Annotated in this window: 21 protein-coding genes and 1 pseudogene; 4 read left to right on the top strand and 18 right to left on the bottom strand. The window is 65.1% G+C overall.

Features of this window, described 5'->3' with window-relative positions; translation table 11 throughout:
• Positions 1–113: 113 nt before the first annotated feature.
• Entirely contained in the window at positions 114–1,343 is a 1,230-nt protein-coding gene (locus Q6A47_RS03145) for a nucleoside recognition domain-containing protein (RefSeq protein WP_304482981.1), read from the top strand.
• Here the strand turns inward: Q6A47_RS03145 and Q6A47_RS03140 are convergent.
• The 9 genes from Q6A47_RS03140 to Q6A47_RS03100 all read right to left on the bottom strand — a co-directional run bounded on the left by Q6A47_RS03140 (position 1,325) and on the right by Q6A47_RS03100 (position 11,517).
• Positions 1,325–1,948, bottom strand: coding sequence for an ABC-type transport auxiliary lipoprotein family protein (locus tag Q6A47_RS03140; protein ID WP_304482980.1), 624 nt, complete (start codon positions 1,946–1,948; stop codon positions 1,325–1,327). The genes Q6A47_RS03145 and Q6A47_RS03140 overlap by 19 nt on opposite strands.
• A complete protein-coding gene (locus Q6A47_RS03135; RefSeq protein WP_295485349.1) occupies positions 1,945–2,883 on the bottom strand; it encodes an MlaD family protein in 939 nt (312 codons plus the stop codon). Before Q6A47_RS03135 ends, Q6A47_RS03140 begins: the two co-directional genes overlap by 4 nt.
• 3 nt (positions 2,884–2,886) lie before the next feature.
• Positions 2,887–3,681 (bottom strand): ABC transporter ATP-binding protein, encoded by a 795-nt coding sequence (locus tag Q6A47_RS03130; RefSeq protein ID WP_304482977.1) that lies wholly within the window; start codon positions 3,679–3,681, stop codon positions 2,887–2,889.
• Positions 3,678–4,799 (bottom strand): ABC transporter permease, encoded by a 1,122-nt coding sequence (locus Q6A47_RS03125; protein ID WP_039582014.1) that lies wholly within the window; start codon positions 4,797–4,799, stop codon positions 3,678–3,680. The genes Q6A47_RS03130 and Q6A47_RS03125 overlap by 4 nt, the downstream gene beginning before the upstream one ends.
• A 141-nt stretch (positions 4,800–4,940) precedes the next feature.
• Complete coding sequence (locus Q6A47_RS03120) at positions 4,941–5,963, bottom strand: DUF5924 family protein (RefSeq protein WP_039582013.1); 1,023 nt, start codon at positions 5,961–5,963, stop codon at positions 4,941–4,943.
• An 83-nt stretch (positions 5,964–6,046) separates the two neighbouring features.
• Positions 6,047–7,453, bottom strand: coding sequence for a M16 family metallopeptidase (locus Q6A47_RS03115; protein WP_304482975.1), 1,407 nt, complete (start codon positions 7,451–7,453; stop codon positions 6,047–6,049).
• Between the two features lie 37 nt (positions 7,454–7,490).
• Positions 7,491–9,149 carry a Na/Pi cotransporter family protein gene (locus Q6A47_RS03110; protein WP_116889869.1) on the bottom strand — a complete coding sequence of 553 codons (1,659 nt, stop codon included), beginning with the start codon at positions 9,147–9,149 and terminating at the stop codon, positions 7,491–7,493.
• Positions 9,150–9,371: 222 nt separating this feature from the next.
• Positions 9,372–10,142, bottom strand: coding sequence for a TerC family protein (locus Q6A47_RS03105; RefSeq protein WP_029613183.1), 771 nt, complete (start codon positions 10,140–10,142; stop codon positions 9,372–9,374).
• Positions 10,143–10,209: 67 nt separating this feature from the next.
• Positions 10,210–11,517 carry a CitMHS family transporter gene (locus tag Q6A47_RS03100; RefSeq protein WP_039582006.1) on the bottom strand — a complete coding sequence of 436 codons (1,308 nt, stop codon included), beginning with the start codon at positions 11,515–11,517 and terminating at the stop codon, positions 10,210–10,212.
• Positions 11,518–11,778: 261 nt separating this feature from the next.
• On the opposite strand from Q6A47_RS03100, the gene Q6A47_RS03095 reads away from it, so the two are divergent.
• Positions 11,779–12,180 (top strand): GFA family protein, encoded by a 402-nt coding sequence (locus Q6A47_RS03095; RefSeq protein ID WP_029613182.1) that lies wholly within the window; start codon positions 11,779–11,781, stop codon positions 12,178–12,180.
• A gap of 36 nt (positions 12,181–12,216) precedes the next feature.
• Here Q6A47_RS03095 and crc read toward each other — a convergent pair whose 3' ends face one another.
• Positions 12,217–12,996 (bottom strand): catabolite repression control protein Crc, encoded by a 780-nt coding sequence (crc, locus tag Q6A47_RS03090; protein WP_039582003.1) that lies wholly within the window; start codon positions 12,994–12,996, stop codon positions 12,217–12,219.
• Positions 12,997–13,076: 80 nt separating this feature from the next.
• On the opposite strand from crc, the gene pyrE reads away from it, so the two are divergent.
• Positions 13,077–13,718: an orotate phosphoribosyltransferase gene (gene pyrE, locus Q6A47_RS03085; RefSeq protein WP_029613181.1), complete on the top strand. Its 642-nt coding sequence runs from the start codon at positions 13,077–13,079 to the stop codon at positions 13,716–13,718.
• A gap of 72 nt (positions 13,719–13,790) precedes the next feature.
• On the opposite strand, the gene Q6A47_RS03080 is transcribed toward pyrE, so the two are convergent.
• The 7 genes and pseudogenes from Q6A47_RS03080 to coaBC all read right to left on the bottom strand — a co-directional run bounded on the left by Q6A47_RS03080 (position 13,791) and on the right by coaBC (position 19,807).
• A complete protein-coding gene (locus Q6A47_RS03080) occupies positions 13,791–14,426 on the bottom strand; it encodes a DUF799 domain-containing protein (protein WP_039583310.1) in 636 nt (211 codons plus the stop codon).
• Between the two features lie 20 nt (positions 14,427–14,446).
• Positions 14,447–14,815 carry a DUF4810 domain-containing protein gene (locus tag Q6A47_RS03075; protein ID WP_039582001.1) on the bottom strand — a complete coding sequence of 123 codons (369 nt, stop codon included), beginning with the start codon at positions 14,813–14,815 and terminating at the stop codon, positions 14,447–14,449.
• A gap of 49 nt (positions 14,816–14,864) precedes the next feature.
• A complete protein-coding gene (locus tag Q6A47_RS03070; RefSeq protein ID WP_116889865.1) occupies positions 14,865–15,545 on the bottom strand; it encodes a CsgG/HfaB family protein in 681 nt (226 codons plus the stop codon).
• Positions 15,546–15,704: 159 nt separating this feature from the next.
• Positions 15,705–16,610 carry an acetylglutamate kinase gene (gene argB / locus Q6A47_RS03065; RefSeq protein WP_029613177.1) on the bottom strand — a complete coding sequence of 302 codons (906 nt, stop codon included), beginning with the start codon at positions 16,608–16,610 and terminating at the stop codon, positions 15,705–15,707.
• Positions 16,611–16,632: 22 nt separating this feature from the next.
• Positions 16,633–18,006, bottom strand: a pseudogene (locus tag Q6A47_RS03060) (phosphomannomutase/phosphoglucomutase); the annotation flags it as partial.
• A 128-nt stretch (positions 18,007–18,134) separates the two neighbouring features.
• Positions 18,135–18,590: a dUTP diphosphatase gene (gene dut, locus Q6A47_RS03055; protein WP_029613175.1), complete on the bottom strand. Its 456-nt coding sequence runs from the start codon at positions 18,588–18,590 to the stop codon at positions 18,135–18,137.
• A gap of 5 nt (positions 18,591–18,595) precedes the next feature.
• Positions 18,596–19,807, bottom strand: a complete 1,212-nt coding sequence (gene coaBC, locus Q6A47_RS03050; RefSeq protein ID WP_039581997.1) for a bifunctional phosphopantothenoylcysteine decarboxylase/phosphopantothenate--cysteine ligase CoaBC — start codon at positions 19,805–19,807, stop codon at positions 18,596–18,598.
• A 129-nt stretch (positions 19,808–19,936) separates the two neighbouring features.
• Here coaBC and radC point away from each other — a divergent pair, with 129 nt between their 5' ends.
• Positions 19,937–20,617: a RadC family protein gene (gene radC / locus Q6A47_RS03045; protein ID WP_304482969.1), complete on the top strand. Its 681-nt coding sequence runs from the start codon at positions 19,937–19,939 to the stop codon at positions 20,615–20,617.
• A 65-nt stretch (positions 20,618–20,682) separates the two neighbouring features.
• Here radC and Q6A47_RS03040 read toward each other — a convergent pair whose 3' ends face one another.
• A complete protein-coding gene (locus Q6A47_RS03040) occupies positions 20,683–22,272 on the bottom strand; it encodes an ABC transporter substrate-binding protein (protein ID WP_304482968.1) in 1,590 nt (529 codons plus the stop codon).
• Between the last annotated feature and the right edge of the window lie 279 nt (positions 22,273–22,551).

Genomic DNA, 22,551 nt, shown 5'->3' with positions numbered 1-22,551 from the left:
CTGGCGTTGCACCCAAGAGCCCCGACCTGTCGGGGCTTTTTGCATGGTGCGGAGGGGTCGGGTCGCCCCCGTTTGCGCTATCATTCCGGCATTTTTCACAGGGGAACAGGCGCATGCTCAACGGCCTTTGGCTCGGCTTCTTCGTGGTAGCGGCCATCTCCGCCCTGGCCCAGTGGCTGGTGGGCGGCAACGCCGGGATCTTCGCTGCCATGGTCGAGAGCATCTTTGCCATGGCCAAGCTGTCGGTCGAGGTCATGGTGCTGCTGTTCGGCACCCTCACCCTGTGGCTGGGTTTTCTCAAGATCGCCGAGAAGGCCGGCATCGTCGAATGGCTGGCCAAGGTACTCGGCCCGCTGTTCGCCCGTCTGATGCCCGAGGTGCCCCCTGGTCACTCTGCCCTGGGCCTGATCACCATGAACTTCGCCGCCAATGGCCTGGGCCTGGACAACGCCGCCACACCCATCGGCCTGAAGGCCATGCGTGCCTTGCAGGAGCTCAATCCCAGCAGCACCACGGCGAGCAATGCGCAGATCCTGTTCCTGGTACTCAATGCCTCGTCCCTGACCCTGCTGCCGGTGACCATCTTCATGTACCGCGCCCAGCAGGGCGCCACCGACCCGACCCTGGTGTTCCTGCCGATCCTGCTGGCCACCAGCGTCTCGACGCTGGTCGGTCTGCTGTCGGTGGCGGTGATGCAGCGCCTGCGCCTGTGGGATCCGGTGGTGCTGGCCTACTTCATTCCCGGCGCGCTGCTGCTGGGCGGTTTCATGGCGTTTCTCGGCACGCTGTCGGCGGCGGCACTGGCCAGCCTGTCGTCGATCCTCGGCAACCTCACGCTGTTCGGCGTGATCATGCTGTTCGTGGTGATCGGCGCGCTACGCCGGGTGAAGGTCTACGAGGCGTTCGTCGAGGGCGCCAAAGAGGGCTTCGACGTCGCCAAGAGCCTGCTGCCGTACCTGGTGGCGATGCTGGTGGCGGTGGGTGTGCTGCGCGCCTCCGGGGCGCTGGAGCTGGCGCTCGATGGCATTCGCCACGGCGTCGAATGGCTGGGGATGGACAGTCGTTTCGTCGAAGGCTTGCCCACGGCGCTGGTCAAGCCGTTCTCCGGCAGCGCCGCGCGGGCGATGCTGATCGAGACCATGCAGACCCAAGGCGTCGACAGCTTCCCGGCGCTGGTGGCAGCCACGATCCAGGGCAGTACCGAAACCACCTTCTACGTGCTGGCGGTGTACTTCGGCGCGGTCGGCATCCAGCGTGTGCGCCACGCCGTGGGCTGCGCGCTGCTGGCCGAGCTGTCCGGGGTGATCGCGGCGATCTGCGTGTGCTACTGGTTCTTCGCCTGAGCCTGAAACCCTGAAGCCTGGGTCACGGTCCAGTCCACCACCTGGCGCGCCAGGGTGTCGCCCGCGGCGCCGAAGCCACTGACCACCGCTGGTACCTGCCTATCGCTCAGCGGCTGGCGCACTTCGAAGCGCTGGCTGGCGAGAATGCGCTGGCTACGTCCCTGCACCAGTCGGGCGTCATAGCGGATCACCACGTCTACACCGGCCGAGCCGTACTCGCTCTGAAATGCCTGCAGTTCGCCGACCAGTTCGTAGTCGGCCTGCAGGTTGCTGTCATCGGCGCTCAGGCGCTGCACCCGGCCATCGCGCTGGAAGGCATCGAGCAGCCGGTTGCGCACCAGCAACGGCACCGGATCGCTCCAGCGCGCGCCCTTGTAGCTGCTGATCACGTCGCCTGCGGGAATCACCGCGATGCGCGACCCCGACAGCGCTTCGCTGGCCAACGGCTTGTTCAGGCGCAGCGACCAGTTCACGGGCGTGGCGGTGTGGCTGGCCTGATGCACCGGCAGGCGATAGACATCGCTCGGCTCGCCTTGCGGCAGGATCGAGCAGGCGGCCAGGCTCAGCAGGCTGGCCACGACGAGCAGGCGTAGAGGCGATTTCACGGCTGGAACTCCTTGTTCGGCTCGCGGCCCAGCAGGTAGCCGCTGGGGTCGGCTTCCAGGCGCCGCGAAATGCCCTTGAGGGCGTTGAGCGTCTCACGCAGCTCGCGGATGGCGGGCGCCAGTTGGTTCAAGCCTTGAGCACCGTCGTCCAAGGCTTCGCGGTTGTGCGAAAGCAGTTCGTTGATGGTCGCGGTGCTCTGCGCCAACGACTGCATGGCCTGCTCGGCGCTGCCGATGGCCTGCTTGCCCTCGCTGCCCAGCAGGCCGTTGGCGCTGCGCATCAAGGCTTGGGTCTCGGCCAGGGTGGCATTGGCCTGCTTGCCCACCTGGCCCAATTGCTCGATGGCCTGGGCGATGCCGCCCTTCTGGCTGGCAAAGGCCCCGGTGGTCTGCTCGAGGTTGGCCAGGGTGTTGCTCAGGCGCTCGATGTTGGTGTCGGAGAACATCTGGTTGGCGTTGTGCAGCAGCAGGTTGACGTTGGTCACCAGGTCGCTGCTGTCGTCGAGCAAGCGCGAAATCGGCGAGGGCGAGGCGACGATCACGGGCAGCTGGCCGTCCTTGCCTTTGAGCGCCGGACTCTGTGGCGTGCCGCCGCTGAGCTGGATGAAGGTGTTGCCGGTCACGCCGGCCAGGGTCAGCTTGGCCTGGGTGTCCTGCTTGACCGGCGTGTCGGCGCTCAGGCGGATCCGGGCCAGCACGCGGCGCGGATCCTGCGGGTCCAGGCGCAAGCTGCTGACGTCGCCGACCTTGATGCCGTTGTACTGCACCGGGCTGCCACGCGACAGGCCCGACACCGCCTCGCTGAAGACCACTTCGTAGTCCTTGAACGCGTCGTCGACGCTGGACTTGGCCAGCCACAGGCCGAACAGCATGGCACCGGCCACCACCAGCACGGCGACCAGCCCGATGAGAACGTGATGCGCGCGGGTTTCCATGCTTCAGTGCTCCTGTGCCGCGCCGGCAGCGGCCTGTGCCGCCGCCCGCCCGCGCGGGCCGTGAAAGTAATGGTGAATCCAGGGATCGTCCGCCTGTTCGACGTCGGCCAGGGGGCCGGCCACCAGCACCTTCTTCTGCGCCAGCACGGCCACGCGGTCAGTGATGGTGTACAGGGTGTCGAGGTCGTGGGTGATGAGCAACACCGACAGGCCCAGGGCGTCACGCAGCGTCAGAATCAGCTGATCGAAGGCCGCCGCACCGATCGGGTCCAGCCCGGCCGTGGGTTCGTCGAGAAACAGGATGTCGGGGTCCAGCGCCAGGGCGCGGGCCAGGGCGGCGCGCTTGATCATGCCGCCGGACAGCGCAGCCGGGTATTTGTCCGCCGCGCTGATGGGCAGCCCGGCCAGCGCCAGCTTGACCCCGGCCAGGTGCTCGGCGTCGGCGCGCGACAGGCCGGCGTGCTCGATCAAGGGCAGTGCGACGTTTTCGGTAATGGTCAGCGAGGAGAACAGCGCGCCCTTCTGGAACAGCACACCAAAACGCCGTTCCAGGCTCGAGCGCTGGTCGTCATTCAGTGCGTTGAGGTCCTGGCCGAATACCGTCACCTGGCCCTCGTTGGGTCGACGCAAGCCGACGAGGCTGCGCAGCAGTACCGATTTGCCGCTACCCGACCCGCCGACCACGGCGAGGATTTCGCCGCGATACAGGTCCAGGTCCAGCCCTTGGTGCACCACCTGACTGCCAAAGCGGTTGCACAGGCCGCGCGCCTGGATCACCGGTTCACCCTTGCCGATCACCAGCCCATCTCCATGAAGAACAACGCCGCGACGGCGTCCAGTACGATCACCACGAAGATCGACTGCACCACCGCCGAGGTGGTGTGGGCGCCGACCGACTCGGCGCTGCCACTGACCTTGAACCCCTCCAGGCAGCCGATGGCGGCGATCAGGAAGGCGAAGAACGGCGCCTTGAGCAGGCCGACCAGGAAATGCTGCACACCGATATCGCTCTGCAGCAGCGACAGGAACATCGCCGGCGGGATGTCCAGCGACAGCGCGCAGACCACCGCACCGCCGACCATGCCGCAGAGCATGGCGACGAAGGTCAGTAGCGGCAGGGCGATCAGCAACGCCAGCACCCGAGGCACCACCAGCAGCTCGATCGGGTTCAGGCCCAGGGTGCGGATGGCGTCGATTTCCTCGTTGGCTTTCATCGAGCCGATCTGCGCGGTGAAGGCGCTGGCGGTGCGCCCGGCCATGAGGATGGCGGTGAGCAGCACGGCGAATTCGCGCAGGAAGGAGAACGCGACCAGGTCGACGGTGAACACCGTGGCGCCGAAGTCGGCCAGCACCGTGGCCCCTAGGAAGGCGACCACGGCGCCGACCAGAAAGGTCAGCAGGGCGACGATGGGGGCAGCGTCCAGGCCGGTCTGCTCGATGTGTGCCACCACCGGGGTGAGGCGCCAGCGGTGCGGCTGGAACAAGCGGGTGGCGAGCGTGGCCAGGATCAGGCCGACGAAGCCCAGCAGTTGCCGGGTGTCCTGCCACAGTGTGTCGACAGCGCAGCCAATGCGCGCGAGCAGTTGCAGCAGCACGGGCTGCTCGGGTTCCTTGAGCGGGATGCAGTAGTCCTGCAGCGAGCGATAGACCGTCTGCAGCAAGGCGCGGCTGGCGGCGGGCAGCTCGTGGGTGCAGTGCGCCAGGCGTTCGGCGCCCAGCAGCTCGGCCAGCAGCGAGGCGCCCGCCGTGTCGAGGCGGCCAAGCTGGGTGAGATCGACCTGAGCCTCGGCGCCGTACTGGTCGCGCAGGCGCTCGCTGTCGCGCCGCAGGCGAGCGTAATGCTCCAGGGTCCAGTCACCGGTGATGGCGAGTCGCGTAGGGTGCTGGCGCGTGTCGAGGGTGACGCTGGGCTCCATGTTTTTGGCTCTGCACGACGGCGGTGGGGCAGATCATAGCCTGTTGCAGCGGTGGTGGCTGCATCGCCGGACAAGCCCACTTCCACAACTCCCTGTGGGAGCGGGCTCGTCCCGCGATGAAGGCGACGCAGTGATCGAACCTCACCCCGCCGTCCCATCCTCGACCACCTTGAAGCGCAGCACGCCGATGACCTGACCGTCCTCGGTCAGCACCCGCACTTGCCACTTGCCCACCGGGTTGGGCGGGAAGTTCTGCTTGTGGGTCCAGGCCCGATAGCCCTCTTTGCGCCCGCCATGGATGTCCAGGGCAATGCGGTCCACTTCCTTGCCGTCCTGCTGCCACACGTGGAAGATCCGCTCGTTCAGGCCGCGTGGGGCGTTGATCGAGGTGTAGGCGTACAGCCCGGCGCTGCGGATGCGGCTGGCGTCGATCTGCTCCAGCGACTCGCCCGGCTCTCGGTCCTGCATCTGCGTGGTCACCGCCACTTCGGTCATCCACAGGGTCGCCGGCGGCACCCAGGAACGCAGCAACCAGCCGCCGCCGCCGATCGCCAGGGTCAGCACCACCAGCATCACGCCGCGTCGCCAGGTGTTGATCGGGAAGCTGCTGGCCAGGCTCGGGAACGACAGCACCATGGCGGCGATCAGCGCCAGCTTGAAGCTCTGCGCGGTGGTCAGGTGCAGGATGATCGGCAGTGCGGTGAGCAACGCGGCGAACAGGGTGAGCGTGTGCAGGGCCAGGAACAGCCAGCGGCGCGGGGCGAGCCAGCGGTAGTACAGTGGGTCGACGATGGAAATCAGCCCCGCTGCGCCGAGCAGACCGGTGAACACCAGTTGCCCGCTGTTCCAGGTGGTGGTGATGAAAAAGAACGGCAGGACGAAGAACAGGCTCTCCTGGTGGATCATCTGCGTCGCATAGCGCAGCAGCGGCTGCGGGATTTCGCGCTTGAAGGTGCGGGCGAACAGGCCGGTGAGGGTGTTCTCGAGCATCAGCCATATCCAACTGACCAACAGCAGGATGGCGATCCAGCTGGCCAGCCCGGCCTGGCGGTCGACCAGGATGAAACTGCCGATGCCCGACAGGAAACCGCCCAAGGCGATGACCCCCGGGTAGCGTTTGAGCAGTTCGATGATGCGCTGGACGATCTGGGGTATGGGGGGCATGGAGGCTGGCAGCAAGGTGAGGTGACGGTTCTGGCCGTGTCACGGATTCACCCGCGACACGGCCGGCTCAGAATAACGCCAATTCAACGTTCACGCGTAGCACCGCTGGGACGATCCGCCGGCTGGCGGCGGCGTCGCAGCAGCCCGATGGCCAGGATCAGCCCGAGCACCAGCGCCACCAGCCCGTACAACTCGTCGTAGCCCAGCAGCGGTTTCTCGATGCGCACATAACCGGGCGTGGCCAGCAACTGGCGCAGAGCATCGTTGGCCTGCGCCAGGCTGACCTTGCGCAGCTTGCCGATCGGATCGCCGAAGCGGCCGTCCTCGTAGTCGTTCAGCGCGCCCCAGTAATAGTCGGCCAACGCGCTGTTGCCCTGGCTGGTCCAGCTTTCCCGGGCGATGGCGGCTTCCTTGAGGCGGGCGAAGGTGTCGGGGTCCAGGCCATGCTTGCGCAGGTCATCGAACGTGGCTTGCAGCACTGTGACGGCTTGGTCGATGTCGCCGCGTTCCAGGTCGGCGTTGAAGCTGAGCATGCCACTGTCGCCGAAGCTTTCCCGGCGCACCGAGGGACCGTAGGACAGGCCGTGGCGCAGGCGCAGTTGATCGTAGAACGTCCAGTCGAGGTAGCGCGAGAGCAGGTCGAGGGTCTGCTCGTGGTCGCTGTCGAGCACCGGCTCGATGAACAGCCAGTGCAGCTTGGCACTGTCGCCGAGCCAGCCGCGGGTGAGGTCGCGGCGCTGTTCGGCCTGCTGGGTGATGCTGTCCAGGTCGCGCCGCTCGCCGGGTTCGGTGGCAGGCAATTCGCCGTAGGTGCGCTCCAGGTAGGCGGGCAGCAAACGATCGAGGCCACCGACCACGATCAGGCTCATGTTGTTGGCGGCATACCAATGTTCGCGCATGGCCTGGACCTGCTTGAGGCTCATGCTGGCGATGTCGGAGCGCTCGGCGCATTTCAGCCCGAGCTCGACCGCCAGTTGATCGCTGGCCGGGTGGCCGATGTCCTGGCGGTCCAGCCAGCGTTGCAGGTGACCGTAGTGGCCGCCGTCCTCGCGCTCGACGATCCGCTTCGCCGTGGCCAGGGCCTTGGCGTCGATGCGGGTGTCGCGCACCGCCGCCAGCAGCAGGTCGAGTACCTTGCGCTGGTTGCGCGCCGGGGCCTCGACCACGAAGGTGGTGTCGGCCGCGCTGGTGAAGGCATTCCATTCGCCGCCCAGTGCTTGCAGACGTTCTTCCAGGCCGCCTTCGCCTCTGTCGTCCAGGCCGCTGAACAGCAGGTGCTCGAGCAGGTGCGGCAGCTCGCGCTGGTCGCAGGGGAAGTCGTCCAGGCCGACGCCGACCACCAGACGGATCGCGACATGGTCGCGCTCGTAGCCGGACTTGAGGATCACCTGCAGGCCGTTGGGCAGCAGATAGCCCTCGACCCGCGAGCGGTCGAGGGCGAGCGAGGGCAGGCTGAACAGGATGCAGCAGGCGAACATCAGGCAACGCATGGGCAGGCTTCCGGGCCGGTCTCCAGGTGTGCGGGGGTCAAATCGGGCTGGCGTCTTCCGGCTGATCGTCGAGCAAAAGCCCGCCGGTGTCCGCGCCGCCCAGTACCACATAGGCACTGCTGCAGAACAAAGAGTTCAACCGTTTCATGTCGGCGATCAGTTCCAGGTGCAGTGAGCTGGTCTCGATGCTCTGCACCACCTTGCGTTGCAAACGGCTGACATGGGCGTGGGCCAGGCGCCGCTCCTGAGCGCGGAACCTGCGCTTTTCGCGCAGCAGCAGGCGCGCGCTTTGCGGGTCGGCGCTGAGGAACACCGACAGCCCCAGGCGCAGGTTGGCCAGCAATTGCTGTTGCAGGCCGGCCAGCTCTTCCAGCCCGACCTCGGAGAACTCCCGGCGCTGGGAGGTCTTCTGCTGCTGGACTTTGCGCAGCATGCGCTCGATCAGGTCGCTGGCCAGCTTGAGGTTGATCGACAGCTCGATGATCTCTGCCCAGCGCTGGCTGTCATGCTCGCCCAGGTCTTCGCGCGGCATCTGCGCCAGGTACAGCTTGATTGCGCTGTACAGCGCTTCGGCATCCTCGCCCAGGGCGCGGGTCTGTTGCGGCAGCGCGGTCTGAGTGCCGCGCAGGGCACCGAGCATGGCATCGAGCAGGCTTTCGACGATATCGCCCAGGCGCAGGGTCTCGCGAGCAGCATTGGCCAGTGCCAGGCTGGGGGTCTGCAAGGCCGTGGGGTCGAGGTGACGCGGTTTGACCTGGCCGTTGGCCAGTTCGCGTTCGGGCAGCAGGGTGTTGCACAAGCGGCCCATGGGTTTGACCGTCGGCAGCATGATTACGCAGCGGGCGGTGTTGTAGAGCAGGTGGAAACCGATCACCAGCTCTTGCGGGCTGAAGCTCAGCGAGTCCATCCAGTCCACCAGCGGGTGCAGAACCGGAATGATCAGTAGCAGGCCGATCAGCTTGTACAGCAGGCTGCCCAGCGCGACCCGACGACCGGCGGCGTTCTGCATGCTGGTGCTGAGAAACGCCAGCAGCCCGCTGCCGATGTTGGCCCCGACCACCAGGCCGATGGCCACCGGCAGGCTGATCACCTCGGCGCCGGCCAGGGTCGCGGTGAGCAGCACGGCGGCCAGGCTCGAGTAGGAGATCATCGCGAACAGCGCGCCGACCAGCGCGTCGAGCAGAATATCGCCGGTGAGCGAGGCGAACAGCACCTTCACGCCCTGGGCCTGGGTGATGGGCGCTGCCGCCTGCACGATCAATTGCAGGGCCAGGATGATCAGGCCCAGGCCGATGGCCACTCGGCCCAGTTGGCCGATCCGGGTCTGCTTGCGCGAGAGGAAGAAGATCACCCCGATGAAAATCAGCAGCGGTGACAGCCAGGACAGGTCGAAGGTCAGCACCCGGGCCATGAGCGCGGTGCCGACGTCGGCGCCGAGCATGATTGCCAGCGCCGGGGTCATGGCCATCAGGCCCTGGCCGACGAAAGAGGTGACCAGCATGGCGGTGGCGTTACTGCTCTGTACCACGGCAGTGACCACGATGCCGGCGATGAACGCCAGCGGGCGACGATCCATGTTCTGGCCGAGTACCCGGCGCAGGTGCGAGCCATACACGCGCAGGATGCCGGTGCGCACGATATGCGTACCCCAGACGAGCAACGTCACGGCAGACAGCAGGTTGAGCAGGGTCAGCATGGTCGGGGCCCCCTTGTTACCGACGCCCCAGTGCGGGGCCAATGGGTGAAGCGGTGAGCCTGGCCCGGGGCTGGGCGGTTCTGTCAGTGCTCACTGAAGCTTTAGTGGGTTTGCGCAGGAGACGCCAGCTTCGCATGGCAGGCATTTATTTGAAACATTTGTGTCATGGAAGGTGTTGGGGCCGCAAAGCGGCCCCAACGGTAACGATGCACAGCCGGGCGGTCACTGGCCGGGCACGTCCTTGCGCAGCTTGACCGGGTCCTGCTCCTTGCCATCCTTGCGCGCCAGCGCCGTGCGCATGCGGATGTTGATCGCCTCCACCGCCAGCGAGAAGGCCATGGCGAAGTACACGTAGCCCTTGGGCACATGCACATCGAACGATTCGGCGATGAGCACGGTGCCGACCACGATCAGGAACGACAGCGCGAGCATCTTCAGCGAGGGGTGCTTGTCGATGAAGTCGCTGATGGTGCCGGCGCAGAGCATCATCACCAGCACGGCGACGACGATCGCCGCGATCATCACCGGGACGTGGGACACCATGCCCACCGCCGTGATCACCGAGTCCAGGGAGAACACGATGTCGATGATCGCGATCTGGATGATGGTGTAGAAGAACTTGCCGCCGCCGCCCTTGGGCGCCTCGCCGCTTTCGTCTTCGCCTTCCAGGCCGTGGTAGATCTCTTGCGAGCTTTTCCACAGCAGGAACAGGCCGCCGAAGAAAAGGATCAAATCACGTCCGGAGATGCCTTCGCCGAGCACCACGAACAGGTCGTCGGTCAGGCGCATGACCCAGGTGATCGACAGCAGCAGCATGATCCGCGTGACCATCGCCAGCGCCAGGCCGAAGATACGCGTGCGCGGCTGCATGTGCTTGGGCATGCGGCTGACCAGGATCGAGATCATGATGATGTTGTCGATCCCGAGCACGATCTCGAGTGCGGTGAGGGTGAAAAAGGCAACCCAGATTTCCGGGCTGGTCAGCCATTCCATGTGTATTCCTTCGAGCGGTGAAGGCGACGACCCCAAAGGGCCGCCGCGGTAGGGTGCTGCAGTTGTATTAAAGACTACTGAACAGCGGGAAAACTCCCATGAGCAGGGCGGCGAGCATTATGCACAGGCACACCAACACTGCCCACTTGAGGGTAAAGCGCTGGTGATCGCCGAATTCGATGCCGGCCAGGGCCACCAGTAGATACGTGGACGGCACCAGCGGGCTGAGCAGGTGCACCGGCTGACCGACGATCGAGGCGCGGGCCATTTCCACCGGGCTGATGCCGTAGTGGCTGGCGGCCTCGGCGAGCACCGGCAGGACACCGTAGTAGAAGGCGTCATTGGACATGAAGAATGTGAACGGCATGCTGACGATCGCGGTGATCGTCGCCAGGTAGGGCCCGAGTGCCTCCGGGATCACCGCCAGCAGACTCTTGGACATGGCCTCGACCATGCCGGTGCCGGACAGGATGCCGGTGAAGATGCCCGCAGCGAAGATCAATCCGGTCACCGCCAGCACGCTGCCGGCGTGGGCCGCGATGCGGTCTTTCTGCTGTTGCAGGCACGGGTAGTTGACGATCATGGCGATGCTGAAGGCGATCATGAACAGCACCGGCAGCGGCAGCAGGCCGGCGATCAGGGCGGCCATCAGCGCGACGGTGAGGGCGCCGTTGAACCAGATCAGCTTCGGCCGACGCGCCTCGGGGAATTGCGACACGCTGATTTCGCTGTGGTCGATGTCGTCGGTCGGCAGGTGCAGCTCGCCCAGGCGCGCACGTTCGCGCTTGCCGTACAGGTAGGCGATGGCGAGGATCGCCAGTACGCCGAAGGCCATGGCCGGGATCATCGGCACGAAGATGTCCGAAGGGTCTACGTGCAGGGCGCTGGCGGCACGGGCGGTCGGTCCGCCCCAAGGGGTCATGTTCATCACCCCGCCCGCAAGAATGATCAGCCCGGCCATGATGCGCGGGCTCATGCCCAGGCGGCTGTACAGCGGCAACATGGCGGCGCAGCAGATCATGTAAGTGGTGGCGCCGTCACCGTCGAGCGAGACCACCAGGGCCAGCACGGCGGTGCCGACCGAGACTTTCAGCGGGTCGCCCTTGACCAGCTTGAGGATCTTGCGCACGGCCGGGTCGAACAGGCCGGAGTCGATCATCAGGGCGAAGTAGAGGATGGCGAACATCAGCATCACGCCGGTGGGCGCGAGCTTGCTGATGCCCTCGAGCATCATGGGGCCGATCTTGGCGGAAAAGCCGCCGAACAGGGCGAACAGGATCGGTACCAGGATCAGCGCGATCAAGGCCGACAGGCGCTTGGTCATGATCAGGTACATGAAGGTGATGACCATGGCAAAGCCGAGGAAGGTCAGCATGACGGTACTCCAGGCGTGGCGCGGCGAAAGGTGTCGGGCGGATCAGCGCGTTGGGCGCTGTGCGTGGAATACGGGGAGGGGTACTGCGGGGAGGCGGGCACAGGACAGCATCGGAATCACCATTGTTGTTGTTGATTGAGCCGGGTGTGCTGTGGATGCACACCCTGGCTGACCGGTCTTTGTGCCGGTGGTGGCGCTATCCTAGGGGCGAAAGCTTTCAGCCAGCTTTCGCGTTGAATCAGCTGACGAGAGGTCGCGGTGATGAACGAAGTCCATGAAGGTGGGTGCCATTGCGGCGCCCTGCGCTATCGATTGGTGGGGACCCTTGAGGATGTCGCCCATTGCCATTGCTCGATCTGTCGGCGGGTCAGCGGCGCTCTGGTGGTGACCTGGGTCACCGTCCCTCGTACCGCATTCACCTGGCTGGCGGGCCAGCCGAAGCATTATCTGGCGCCGGCCAGTTGCACGCGGATGTTCTGTGACCGATGCGGCGCACATGTGGCGCTGGAAACGACGCACAGCCCATCAAGCCTGGATGTGACGGTGGCGACGCTGGATCGACCGGAGCAGGTCAGGGCCAACCGGCATATCTGGACCGAAAGCCGCCTGTCGTGGCTGCACCTGGACGAGCATCTGCCCAGCGAGGCGCAGGAGCAGCTGTAAAACAAAACGGGGCCTGGTAAGAGGCCCCGTCAGGGTTCAGATGGTCAGCGTCCAGTCGTAGTCGACGATCAGCGGCGCATGCTGGGAGAAGCGCGGCTGGCGTGGCAGGCGCGCGTTACGCACGCAGCGGCGCAGGCCCTGGGTGAGGATCTGGTAGTCGAAGCGATAGCCCAGGTTGAGCATCTCGGCCTGTTCGTTATCCGGCCACCAGCTGTACTGATCACCTTCGCGGCTGACTTCGCGCAGGGCATCGACGTAGCCCATTTCGCCGATGATGGCGTCCATCCAGGCGCGCTCGGGCGGCAGGAAGCCGGGCGACTGCTGGCTGTCGCGCCAGTTCTTGATGTCGAGCTTCTGCTGCGCCACGTACAGCGAGCCGCAATAGATGTACTCGCGGCGCTTGCGGCGCTGCTTGTCCAGGTACTTGGCGAAGTCGTCCATCAACTTGAATTTCTGATTCAAGTCTTCGTCGCCGTTCATGCCCGAAGGCATCAACAGGCTGGCGATGCTGACCTTGTCGAAATCGGCCTGCAGGTAACGTCCGTAGCGGTCGGCTGTCTCGAAGCCCAGGCCGGTGATGACTGCCTTGGGCTGCATCCGCGAGTAGAGCGCCACGCCACCGTGGGCGGGCACCTCCGCGTCGCAGGCATAAAGGAAATAGCCATCGAGCTGGAAAGCTGGGTCGTCGAGTTCAAAGGCCGAGGCGCGGGTATCCTGAAGGCAGATGACGTCGGCATTCTGGGCTTGCAACCAGCTGAGCAAACCACGCTCGGCCGCAGCCTGAATGCCATTCACGTTCACACTGATGATCCGCATAAATGGCCCCAAAAATCTCGTGCGTGTATGATACCCGAGCTCAACTCATTTAGCTAAATCCGTGGTGTCCGGGACTTTTCATGCAGCCGTATCAGCGCGACTTCATCCGTTTTGCCATCGATCGCGGCGTGCTGCGCTTCGGTGAATTCACCCTGAAATCGGGGCGTACCAGCCCGTACTTCTTCAACGCCGGTCTGTTCAACAGCGGCTCGGCCCTGGCCCAGCTGGGACGTTGCTATGCGGCGGCCATCGTCGACAGCAAGATCCCCTTCGACGTGCTGTTCGGTCCGGCCTACAAAGGCATTCCGCTGGCCGCCGCCACGGCGGTGGCGCTGGCCGAGCATCATCAGATCGACGTGCCCTGGTGCTTCAACCGCAAGGAAGCCAAGGACCACGGCGAGGGCGGCAGCCTGGTCGGCGCTCCCCTGGCGGGCGAGGTGCTGATCATCGACGACGTGATCACCGCAGGCACCGCGATCCGCGAAGTCATGCAGATCATCCAGGCCCAGCAGGCACGCGCCGCCGGTGTGCTCATCGCGCTGAACCGCGAGGAGCGTGGTAACGGCGAACTCTCGGCCATTCAGGAAGTGGAGCGTGACTTCGGCATGCCAGTGGTCAGCATCGTATCCCTGACCCAGGTACTGGAATTCCTGGCCGATGATCCGCAGCTCAAGCAGCACCTGCCGGCGGTCGAGGCCTATCGAGCGCAATACGGGATCTGAGCGCAGATCGTCCATGAAAAAGGCGACCTTTGTAGGTCGCCTTTTTCATGGCTTCGACGCAGTGCTCGTCGCTCAATCGGTGCCGTACTTCGGTGAGCGCGGCCCGTACAGGATGCCGCCGTTGGGGTTCGGCGACAGCAGCCGGGCGCTGGTGATACCGGCGATCGGATAGCCCGCGTCGTCCTGCACGCTGGAGATGATCTGGTTCACCGCTGCGGTGATCAGCATGCCGACCAGCCCGCCCTGGTTCTGCCGGCCTTCTTCGCTGGAGGCCGACGCCGCGCCGGTCCACAGGGTGGCGCCGGTTTTCAGGTCGACCAGCTTGGCGCTGGCGGTGACGATGGTTGCGCTGCTCAGCACCATGTAGCGGGTGCCGTAGTCGCTGACGGTCACGTACAGCCCGGCATCGGCGCCGAAGATCTCGCGCAGCTTGGCGGCCGGCAACTCATGGATGTCCGCCGGGGTGGTCATGCCGTTCTGGCGGAACGTCTCGGCCACCAGCGCCACCGGCATCACGTAGTAGCCCGCTTCGGCCAGCGGATAGGTGACCTGCGCCAGCATGCTGTAGCTGGCCTTGACGTCCGGCGAGTTGTTCAGTGGCGGCACGATCAGGATCGACTTCGGCCGGCTCTGCTTGAAGGCGGCGTAGTCGGTGGTCTTGCGCTCGGCGCAGCCGGCGAACAGGGCCAGCACGCAGGCGCCGACCAGGCATTGGGTAAGGCGCTTGATCACGGCTTGGCTCCTTGCGTGGCGTTCTTCATCAGGAAGTCCATGTAGGTCGCCGACTCAGGGAACAGCGCTTTCTCGGTACGGAATTCCTGGATCATCTGGTCATCCTTGCCCAGGCTCGAGTAGAGCAGGCCCAGTTGCGCGTGATAGCCCGGCGGCACCGCGCCGTTCTTGGCCTTGATCTTCTCCAGATCGCGCTCCAGGGCGATGACCTGTTCTTCCTTGGACTGGTCGTTGAAGTACTCGCGCACCTGGGGCTGGTAGCTTTCCCATTGATACAGCGGTTTTGGCGTATTGCAGCCGGCCAGCAGGGCGCTGGCCAGCAGAAGGCCGGCGCCAGTGCGCCAGGCCGAGCGGGTGATGCTCATGTACGTGCTTTCCTTGTCGTGTTACGGGTGTCGAAACGTCGGGCGTCGATTACTGGGCCTGTGGCTTCCACTGGCCACTGTCCACGGCGCTGACCAGCTTGTTCACCGCCTCGCGCATGGCCAGGTCCAGGACCTTGCCGTTGAGGGTGGAGTCGTAGCTGGCGGTGCCGCCAAAGCCGATGACTTCGCGGTTCGACAGCGCGTATTCGCCGGCGCCCTGGCTGGAATACACCACTTCGGAGGTGCTGATGTTGACGATGTTCAGCGCCACCTTGGCGTAGGCGATCTGGGTCTTGCCGCGGCCGAGAATGCCGAACAGCTGGTGATCGCCCACTTCCTTGCGGCCGAACTCGGTGACATCGCCGGTGACCACGAAATCGGCGCCCTTCAGACGCTGGCTCTGGCCCTTGATCTGCGCTTCCTGCTGGATCTCACCCATGTTGTCGCGGTCCAGTACGTTGAACCGGTGGGTTTGCTGGAGGTGGGTGATGAGGATGGTCTTGGCCTGGCCGCCGAGGCGGTCGACACCATCGGAGAAGATGCCGCGCATGTAGCTCGAACGGTTGTCGAACTTGCCGACGGCGATCGGGGTGCGCACGCCGCTGTAGGGGCGGTTGACGCTCTCGACCTGTTGAACGGCCACGGCAGTAGAGGTTTCGGTAGCGCAGCCGGCGATGGACCCGAGGGCGATGGCGGCGGCCAGCACGAGTCCTTGTGATGCGTATTTCACGCGAGTTTCTCCAGATGAACGGTAACTTTTTGCAACGGGCGTGCATTCTGCCACGTTGTTTCGGCCGTCTGGAGGGAAAGTTGAGAAACGTGAAGTGCATCGCGGGACCGTCCATTGCCGAAGGCACGGACGGTCCCGCGAAGTCTTGCTACGACGCTGTCAGGCGCGTTTGCGGTTGGTGATGAGGGTGCCGACGCCGCTGTCGGTGAAGATCTCCAGCAGCACCGCGTTCGGTACGCGACCGTCGATGATGTGCGAGCTGTTGACGCCGCCCTGCACCGCCTCGAGTGCGCACTTGATCTTCGGCAGCATGCCGCCATAGATGGTGCCGTCGGCGATCAGTTCGTTGACTTGCTCGGTGGTCAGGCCGGTGAGCACCTGGCCCTGCTTGTCCATCAGGCCGGCAATGTTGGTCAGCAGCATCAGCTTCTCGGCTTTCAGCGCCTCGGCCACCTTGCCCGCCACCAGGTCGGCGTTGATGTTGTACGACTCACCGTTGGCGCCCACGCCGATCGGCGCGATCACCGGGATGAAGTCGCCGCGCACCAGCATGTTCAGCAGCTCGGTGTTGACCCCGACCACTTCGCCGACATGACCGATGTCGATGATCTCGGGCGTGGTCATTTCCGGGGTCTGGCGGCTGACGGTGAGCTTCTTCGCGCGGATCAGCTCGGCGTCCTTGCCCGTCAGGCCGATGGCGCTGCCGCCGTGACGGTTGATCAGGTTGACGATGTCCTTGTTCACCTGACCGCCCAGCACCATCTCCACCACATCCATGGTCGCCGAGTCGGTGACGCGCATGCCGTCGATGAAGTGGCTCTCGATCGACAGGCGCTTGAGCAGATCGCCGATCTGCGGGCCGCCGCCATGCACCACCACCGGGTTGATGCCTACCGCCTTCATCAGCACGATGTCCCGGGCGAAGCCGGTCTTGAGCTCTTCGCTCTCCATCGCGTTGCCGCCGTACTTGATCACCAGGGTCTTGCCGACGAAGCGGCGGATGTAGGGCAGCGCTTCGGACAAAACCTCGGCTACATGGGAAGCGGCGTCGCGATCGAGGGTCATGCAGGGCTCCAGTATGTGAACGTCAGAACGGCAGGTGCAGGCCAGGCTCGACCTTGTGCAACTGCTCACGGAATACAGCCTTGATTCGGTTCAGTTCTGTCTCGCTGTCGGCCTCGAAGCGCAGCACCAGCACCGGCGTGGTGTTGGAGGCGCGAACCAGGCCCCAGCCGTGGGGATAGTCGACCCGCACACCGTCGATGGTGGTGAGTTCGGCCGCGCCCCAGTCGGCGTCGCGTTGCAGTGCATCAATGATGCTGAATTTACCCTCGTCGGTCACATCGATGTTGATTTCCGGCGTGGAAATATCGTTCGGGAACGCGGCGAACAGGTCTTCGGCAGACTGCTCGGCCTTGCTGAGGATTTCCAGCAGGCGTGCGGCGCTGTAGATACCGTCGTCGAAACCGTACCAGCGTTCCTTGATGAAGATGTGCCCGCTCATCTCGCCGGCCAGCAGCGAGCCGGTCAGTTTCATCTTCTTCTTGATCAACGAATGACCGGTCTTCCACATCAGGGCGCGACCGCCGTGCTGCTCGATCAGCGGGGTGAGGCGGCGGGTGCATTTGACGTCGAAGATGATCTCGGCGCCGGGGTTGCGCGACAGCACGTCCTGGGCGAACAGCATCAGCAGGCGGTCGGGGTAGACGATGCTGCCGGTGTTGGTCACCACGCCGACGCGGTCACCGTCACCGTCGAAGGCCAGGCCCAGGTCGGCACCGGTTTCGCGCACCTTGGCGATCAGGTCTTCGAGGTTTTCCGGCTTGCCCGGGTCCGGGTGATGGTTGGGGAAGTGGCCGTCGACCTCACAGAACAGCGGGATCACGTCGCAACCCAAGGCCTCGATCAGGCGCGGGGCGATCACGCCCGCTGCGCCGTTGCCGCAGTCGACCACCACCTTGAGCGGCTTGGCCAGCTTCACGTCCTCGACGATCTGCTGGAAATAGCGCTCGAGGATCTCGACGCGCTCGACGCTGCCCTCTGCGCGGGTCAGGTCGTTGGTTTTCAGGCGGGTCAGCAGGGCCTGGATCTGTTCATTGGCCAAGGTGTCGCCGGCGATGACGATCTTGAAGCCGTTGTAGTCCGAGGGATTATGGCTGCCGGTGAGCATCACGCCGGAGGTGCCGGCCAGCACGTTGGCGGCGAAGTACAGCGCGGGGGTGGGCACCAGTCCCACGTCGCTGACCTGGCAGCCGGCATCGGCCAGGCCCTGGATCAGTTGCTCGACCAGCATCGGGCCGGACAAGCGGCCGTCGCGGCCTACGGAAATCTTCGGCTCGCCCTGGGCGAGGGTCTGGGCGCCGATGGCGCGGCCGATCCAGTAGGCGGTCTCGGCATGCAGCGTCTTGCCGACGATGCCGCGGATGTCATAGGCGCGGAAAATGCTGTCCGGCAGTGCGGGAACCAGCTGGGCCATATCGTTCATCTCAGGGGGACTCCAAGGGTCTGAGGCTTCTGGGTAGGCGCAAACAGAACGCTTGGACGGTCGTTGGACCCGAGAGTTCGCCATCCATGGCCCCGGCGGTCGCTTCAGCGGGTACCGGAGTGACCGAAACCGCCGCTGCCACGCTGGGTTTCGTCGAAGGCCTCGACGATGTCGAAATGCGCCTGCACCACCGGTACCAGGATCAGTTGGGCAATGCGCTCGCCGACGCTGATGGTGAAGGCGGTGTTGCCCCGGTTCCAGCACGAGACCATCAGTTCGCCTTGGTAGTCCGAGTCGATCAGGCCCACCAGGTTGCCCAGTACCACGCCGTGTTTGTGGCCCAGGCCGGAGCGCGGCAGGATCATCGCTGCCAGGCCCGGATCGCCGATGTAGATCGACAGGCCGGTGGGGATCAACAGGGTCTGACCCGGTTCGAGGACGGTGTCCTCGGTGAGCAGGGCGCGCAGGTCCAGACCGGCGGAACCGGGCGTGGCGTACTGCGGCAGGGGGAATTCGGTACCCAGACGTGGGTCGAGAATCTTGGCTTGAAGAGCGTGCATGTAACTCATTGAACCTGATTGAGCCGTTCGGCGATGAAGGCGACCAGTTGCCGGGCGATCTTGCCCTTGCTGGTTTGCGCGAAGAGGGTCTGGTGCTGCTGGCGGTCGATCACGGTCAAGGCGTTCTCTTCGCTGTTGAAGCCGATGCTGGGGTTGGCCACATCGTTGGCGACGATCAGGTCGAGATTCTTGTCCTTGAGCTTGCGCGTGGCGTAATCGAGCAGGTGTTCGGTCTCGGCGGCGAAGCCGACGCTGAACGGACGGTCGGCGCGGCCGGCCAGGGTTGCAAGGATATCCGGATTACGCACCATCTGCAGCAGCATGCCGTCGCCGCTCGTAGGGTCTTTCTTGAGCTTCTGCGGGGCAACCACTTCCGGGCGGTAGTCCGCGACCGCCGCCGAGGCGATGAACAGGTCGCAGGGCATGGCCGCTTCGCAGGCGGCGAGCATGTCCCGTGCGCTCACCACGTCGATGCGGGTGACCCGGTCGGGGGTCGCCAGGTGCACGGGGCCGGTGACGAGGGTCACCCGAGCCCCCGCTTCGACGGCCGCCTCGGCCAGGGCGAAGCCCATCTTTCCGGAACTATGATTGGTGATGTAGCGCACCGGATCGATGTTTTCCTGGGTGGGGCCGGCGGTGATCAACACGTGCTTGCCGGTCAGCGACTGGCGCTTGAAGGTTTCGGCGGCGCACCAGGCCAGGTCGGTGGCTTCGAGCATGCGGCCCAGGCCCACGTCGCCGCAGGCCTGGCTGCCGGAGGCTGGACCGAACACCTGGATGCCCCGGCGCTCGAGCAGCGCCAGGTTGTCCTGGGTGGCCGGGTCGCGCCACATGGCCTGGTTCATGGCCGGTGCCACGGCGACGGTGGCGTCGGTGGCCAGCACCAGGGTGGTCAGCAGGTCGTCGGCCATGCCTTGGGCCAGGCGCGCCATGAGGTCGGCGGTGGCCGGGGCGATGAGCACCAGGTCGGCCCACTTGGCCAGTTCGATATGCCCCATGGCCGCTTCGGCGGCAGGGTCGAGCAGATCCATGTGCACCGGATGACCGGAGAGCGCCTGCAGGGTCAGCGGGGTGATGAACTCGGCCCCGCCGCGGGTCATGACGACGCGCACCTGCGCGCCGTGTTCCAGAAGTCGGCGAATCAGCTCGGCGCTCTTGTAGGCGGCAATGCCGCCACCCACGCCGAGAACGATGCGCTTGCGATACAGCCGCTGCATAGGCTTGCCTTTTTCCAGTAAAAGCGGGCGACGACGTCTGAACATGCCTGCGGCAGAACGTCGCATTCAACGAGGCGAACTAGATTAACACAGGGCTCGAAGCCGCCGCAGTAGCACGCAAGGAGGGGTATGAACATCAGGGAATGGCCGCAGGATGAGCGGCCGAGGGAAAAGTTGCTGGCACGCGGCGCAGCAGTGCTGTCCGACGCCGAACTGCTGGCCGTGCTGCTCGGTTCGGGCGTGGCCGGGCGCAATGTCGTCGACCTGGCGCGAAGCCTGCTCGCGCGCTTCGGTGGTCTGCGCCCGTTTCTGGAGGCCGACCGCGCGGTGTTGTTGCGCGAGCCGGGCATGGGGCCGGTGAAGTACACGCAATTGCAGGCGCTGCTGGAAGTGGGCAGACGCTACCTGGACCAGGCGATCGAACGCACCTCAGCGCTGGAGAACCCCGCCGCCGTGCGCCGTTACCTCAAGGCCATGCTGCGCCACGAGAACAGCGAGGTATTCGCTTGCCTGTTCCTGGACACCAAGCACCGGCCGGTCGCGTTCGAGATCCTGTTTCGCGGCACCATCGACCGGGCGAGCATCTACCCGCGAGAAGTGGTGCGCCGCTCGCTGCTGCACAACGCGGCGGCGTTGATCATCTGTCACAACCACCCGTCCGGGAACTGCGAGCCGAGCGAGGATGACGTGCGCCTGACCTGCACCTTGAAGCAAGCGCTGGCGTTGATCGACGTCCGCGTGCTCGACCATGTGATCGTCGGTGACGGCGAGCCGTTATCCATGGTGGAGCAGGGCTGGATAGGGGGGTAGTGGACGGCTTGGGTCGCTTCATCGCGGGTGAATCCGCGATGAAGTCGGCGTTGATCGGCGGCCGATCAACGCTCCACCGACACCTTGCTGAAGTCCACGCGCCCGAACGGACTCACCTGATACCCCTCCACGCGCTTGCTGAGCAAGGTCGCGGCAGTGGGGTGAGCCAGGGGCAGCCACAGCGCCTGCTGCTGGATCAAGGTCTGCGCCTGCTGGTACAGGCGGCTGCGCACGCTCTGGTCGTTGGTGGTACGCCCAGCGTTGATCAACTGATCCAGGCGGCTGTCGCAGAAGCGTGCGAAGTTGGTCCCGGACTTCACCGCCGCGCAGGAAAACTGTGGCGTGAGGAAGTTGTCCGGGTCACCGTTGTCGCCCGCCCAGCCCATGAACAGCAAGTCATGCTCGCCGGCCTTGGCGCGGCGGATCAGCTCGCCCCATTCGATGGTGCGGATTTCGGCCTTGATACCGACCTTGGCCAGGTCGGCCTGGAGCATCTGCGCGCCGAGGCTGGGGTTGGGGTTGAGCAGGCTGCCCGAAGGTCGGGTCCAGATCGTAGTGCTGAAGCCCTCGCCCAGGCCCGCTTTGGTCAGCAGCGCCTTGGCCTTTTTCAGGTTCAGGCTGTAGCCGGGCAAGTCCTTGGCGTAGCTCCAGGTGTTGGGCGGGTAGGGGCCGTTGGCGGCGGTGGCGGTGTCGTCGAACACGGCTTTGACGTAGGCCGACTTGTCGAAGGCCAGGTTGATGGCCTGGCGCACCTCAGGCTTGTCCAGCGGTGGGTGCTCGCTGTTCAGGGCGACGAAAGCGGTCATGAAGGCCGGGGTGGAGGCGACCTTGAGGCTGCCGTCCTGGGTGGCTTCGGTGATGTCCAGTGGCTTGGGCGAGAGCGCCACCTGGCACTCGTTGCGCTTGAGCTTCTGCAGGCGCACGTTGGGGTCGGTAGCGATGGCGAAGATCAGCGGATCGACCGCAGGCTTGCCGTCGAAATAGTCGGGATTGGCGCGATAGCGCACCACCGCGTCCTTCTGGAAGCGCTGGAAAACGAACGGGCCGGTGCCGATCGGCTGGCTGTTGAGCTTCTCCGGGGTGCCGGCCTTGAGTAGCTTGTCGGCATATTCGGCGGAGTAGATCGAAGCGAAGCCCATGCTCAGCGTGGCCAGGAACGTGGCGTCGGGGTGGCTCAGGACGAAGCGTACATGCTGCGGGTCAGGCGCCTCGATCGACTTGATCAGGCTGCCCAGTTGCAGCGACTGGGCATGCGGATAGCCGCCCGGCGCGGTCTTGTGCCAGGCGTGGGCCGGATACAGCATGCGCTGGAAGCTGAACAGCACGTCGTCGGCGTTCAGCGTGCGGGTAGGCTTGAAGTAGTCGGTACTGTGGAATTTCACGCCGTCGCGCAGGGTGAAGTCGTAGGTCAGGCCATCGTCGGACACGGTCCAGGCTTGCGCCAGGCTCGGTACGACCTTGCCCTGGCCAGCGTCGAACTCGACCAGGCGATTCATCAGCACATCGGCCGAGGCATTGGTGGTGGTCAGCGAGTTGTACTGGACCACATCGAAACCTTCGGGGCTGGCCTCGGTGCACACCGACAGCGGCGCTGCCTGGGCCAGGCCCGCGACGAACAGGGAAGTGAACAGAACGGAAAGGGCGGCGACGCGCATGCGGGATCCTCGGCTGGTCAGTGGCCCATCTGCCAGTGCAGTCTGGAAGCGGAAAGCTCTAACCCTAGAGTGCCGCTTGGCAAATGGCTACCGGATTTTTGCGCCGCGCGGCGACGAGCGGTCGACAGTGCGCAAGCCTTGTCGCTATGCTGGCCCGGCGCAATCGACCCGCCTGGAATGTGCATCTTCTGTTGTTGTGGTCGACCCTTTCTGGTATAAAGCAGCGCTCTTTTCTAGGGGCTCGGTCTGTCGCTCATTCGAGCCGGTTCGATAAGACCC

It is taken from the genome of Pseudomonas boreofloridensis, from assembly GCF_030580795.1.
GTDB lineage: Bacteria > Pseudomonadota > Gammaproteobacteria > Pseudomonadales > Pseudomonadaceae > Aquipseudomonas > Aquipseudomonas boreofloridensis.
Note: the sequence above shows the minus strand (reverse complement) of the source record. Positions and strands in the feature narration are given on the sequence as shown.

Coding starts and splice junctions, on each gene's coding strand:
- Q6A47_RS03145 (WP_304482981.1), top strand. CDS start 114: ATGCTCAACGGCCTTTGGCTCGGCTTCTTCGTGGTAGCGGCCATCTCC.
- Q6A47_RS03135 (WP_295485349.1), bottom strand. CDS start 2,883: ATGGAAACCCGCGCGCATCACGTTCTCATCGGGCTGGTCGCCGTGCTG.
- Q6A47_RS03125 (WP_039582014.1), bottom strand. CDS start 4,799: ATGGAGCCCAGCGTCACCCTCGACACGCGCCAGCACCCTACGCGACTC.
- Q6A47_RS03120 (WP_039582013.1), bottom strand. CDS start 5,963: ATGCCCCCCATACCCCAGATCGTCCAGCGCATCATCGAACTGCTCAAA.
- Q6A47_RS03115 (WP_304482975.1), bottom strand. CDS start 7,453: ATGCGTTGCCTGATGTTCGCCTGCTGCATCCTGTTCAGCCTGCCCTCG.
- Q6A47_RS03110 (WP_116889869.1), bottom strand. CDS start 9,149: ATGCTGACCCTGCTCAACCTGCTGTCTGCCGTGACGTTGCTCGTCTGG.
- Q6A47_RS03105 (WP_029613183.1), bottom strand. CDS start 10,142: ATGGAATGGCTGACCAGCCCGGAAATCTGGGTTGCCTTTTTCACCCTC.
- Q6A47_RS03100 (WP_039582006.1), bottom strand. CDS start 11,517: ATGCTGACCTTCCTCGGCTTTGCCATGGTCATCACCTTCATGTACCTG.
- Q6A47_RS03095 (WP_029613182.1), top strand. CDS start 11,779: ATGAACGAAGTCCATGAAGGTGGGTGCCATTGCGGCGCCCTGCGCTAT.
- crc (WP_039582003.1), bottom strand. CDS start 12,996: ATGCGGATCATCAGTGTGAACGTGAATGGCATTCAGGCTGCGGCCGAG.
- pyrE (WP_029613181.1), top strand. CDS start 13,077: ATGCAGCCGTATCAGCGCGACTTCATCCGTTTTGCCATCGATCGCGGC.
- Q6A47_RS03075 (WP_039582001.1), bottom strand. CDS start 14,815: ATGAGCATCACCCGCTCGGCCTGGCGCACTGGCGCCGGCCTTCTGCTG.
- argB (WP_029613177.1), bottom strand. CDS start 16,610: ATGACCCTCGATCGCGACGCCGCTTCCCATGTAGCCGAGGTTTTGTCC.
- dut (WP_029613175.1), bottom strand. CDS start 18,590: ATGCACGCTCTTCAAGCCAAGATTCTCGACCCACGTCTGGGTACCGAA.
- coaBC (WP_039581997.1), bottom strand. CDS start 19,807: ATGCAGCGGCTGTATCGCAAGCGCATCGTTCTCGGCGTGGGTGGCGGC.
- radC (WP_304482969.1), top strand. CDS start 19,937: ATGAACATCAGGGAATGGCCGCAGGATGAGCGGCCGAGGGAAAAGTTG.
- Q6A47_RS03040 (WP_304482968.1), bottom strand. CDS start 22,272: ATGCGCGTCGCCGCCCTTTCCGTTCTGTTCACTTCCCTGTTCGTCGCG.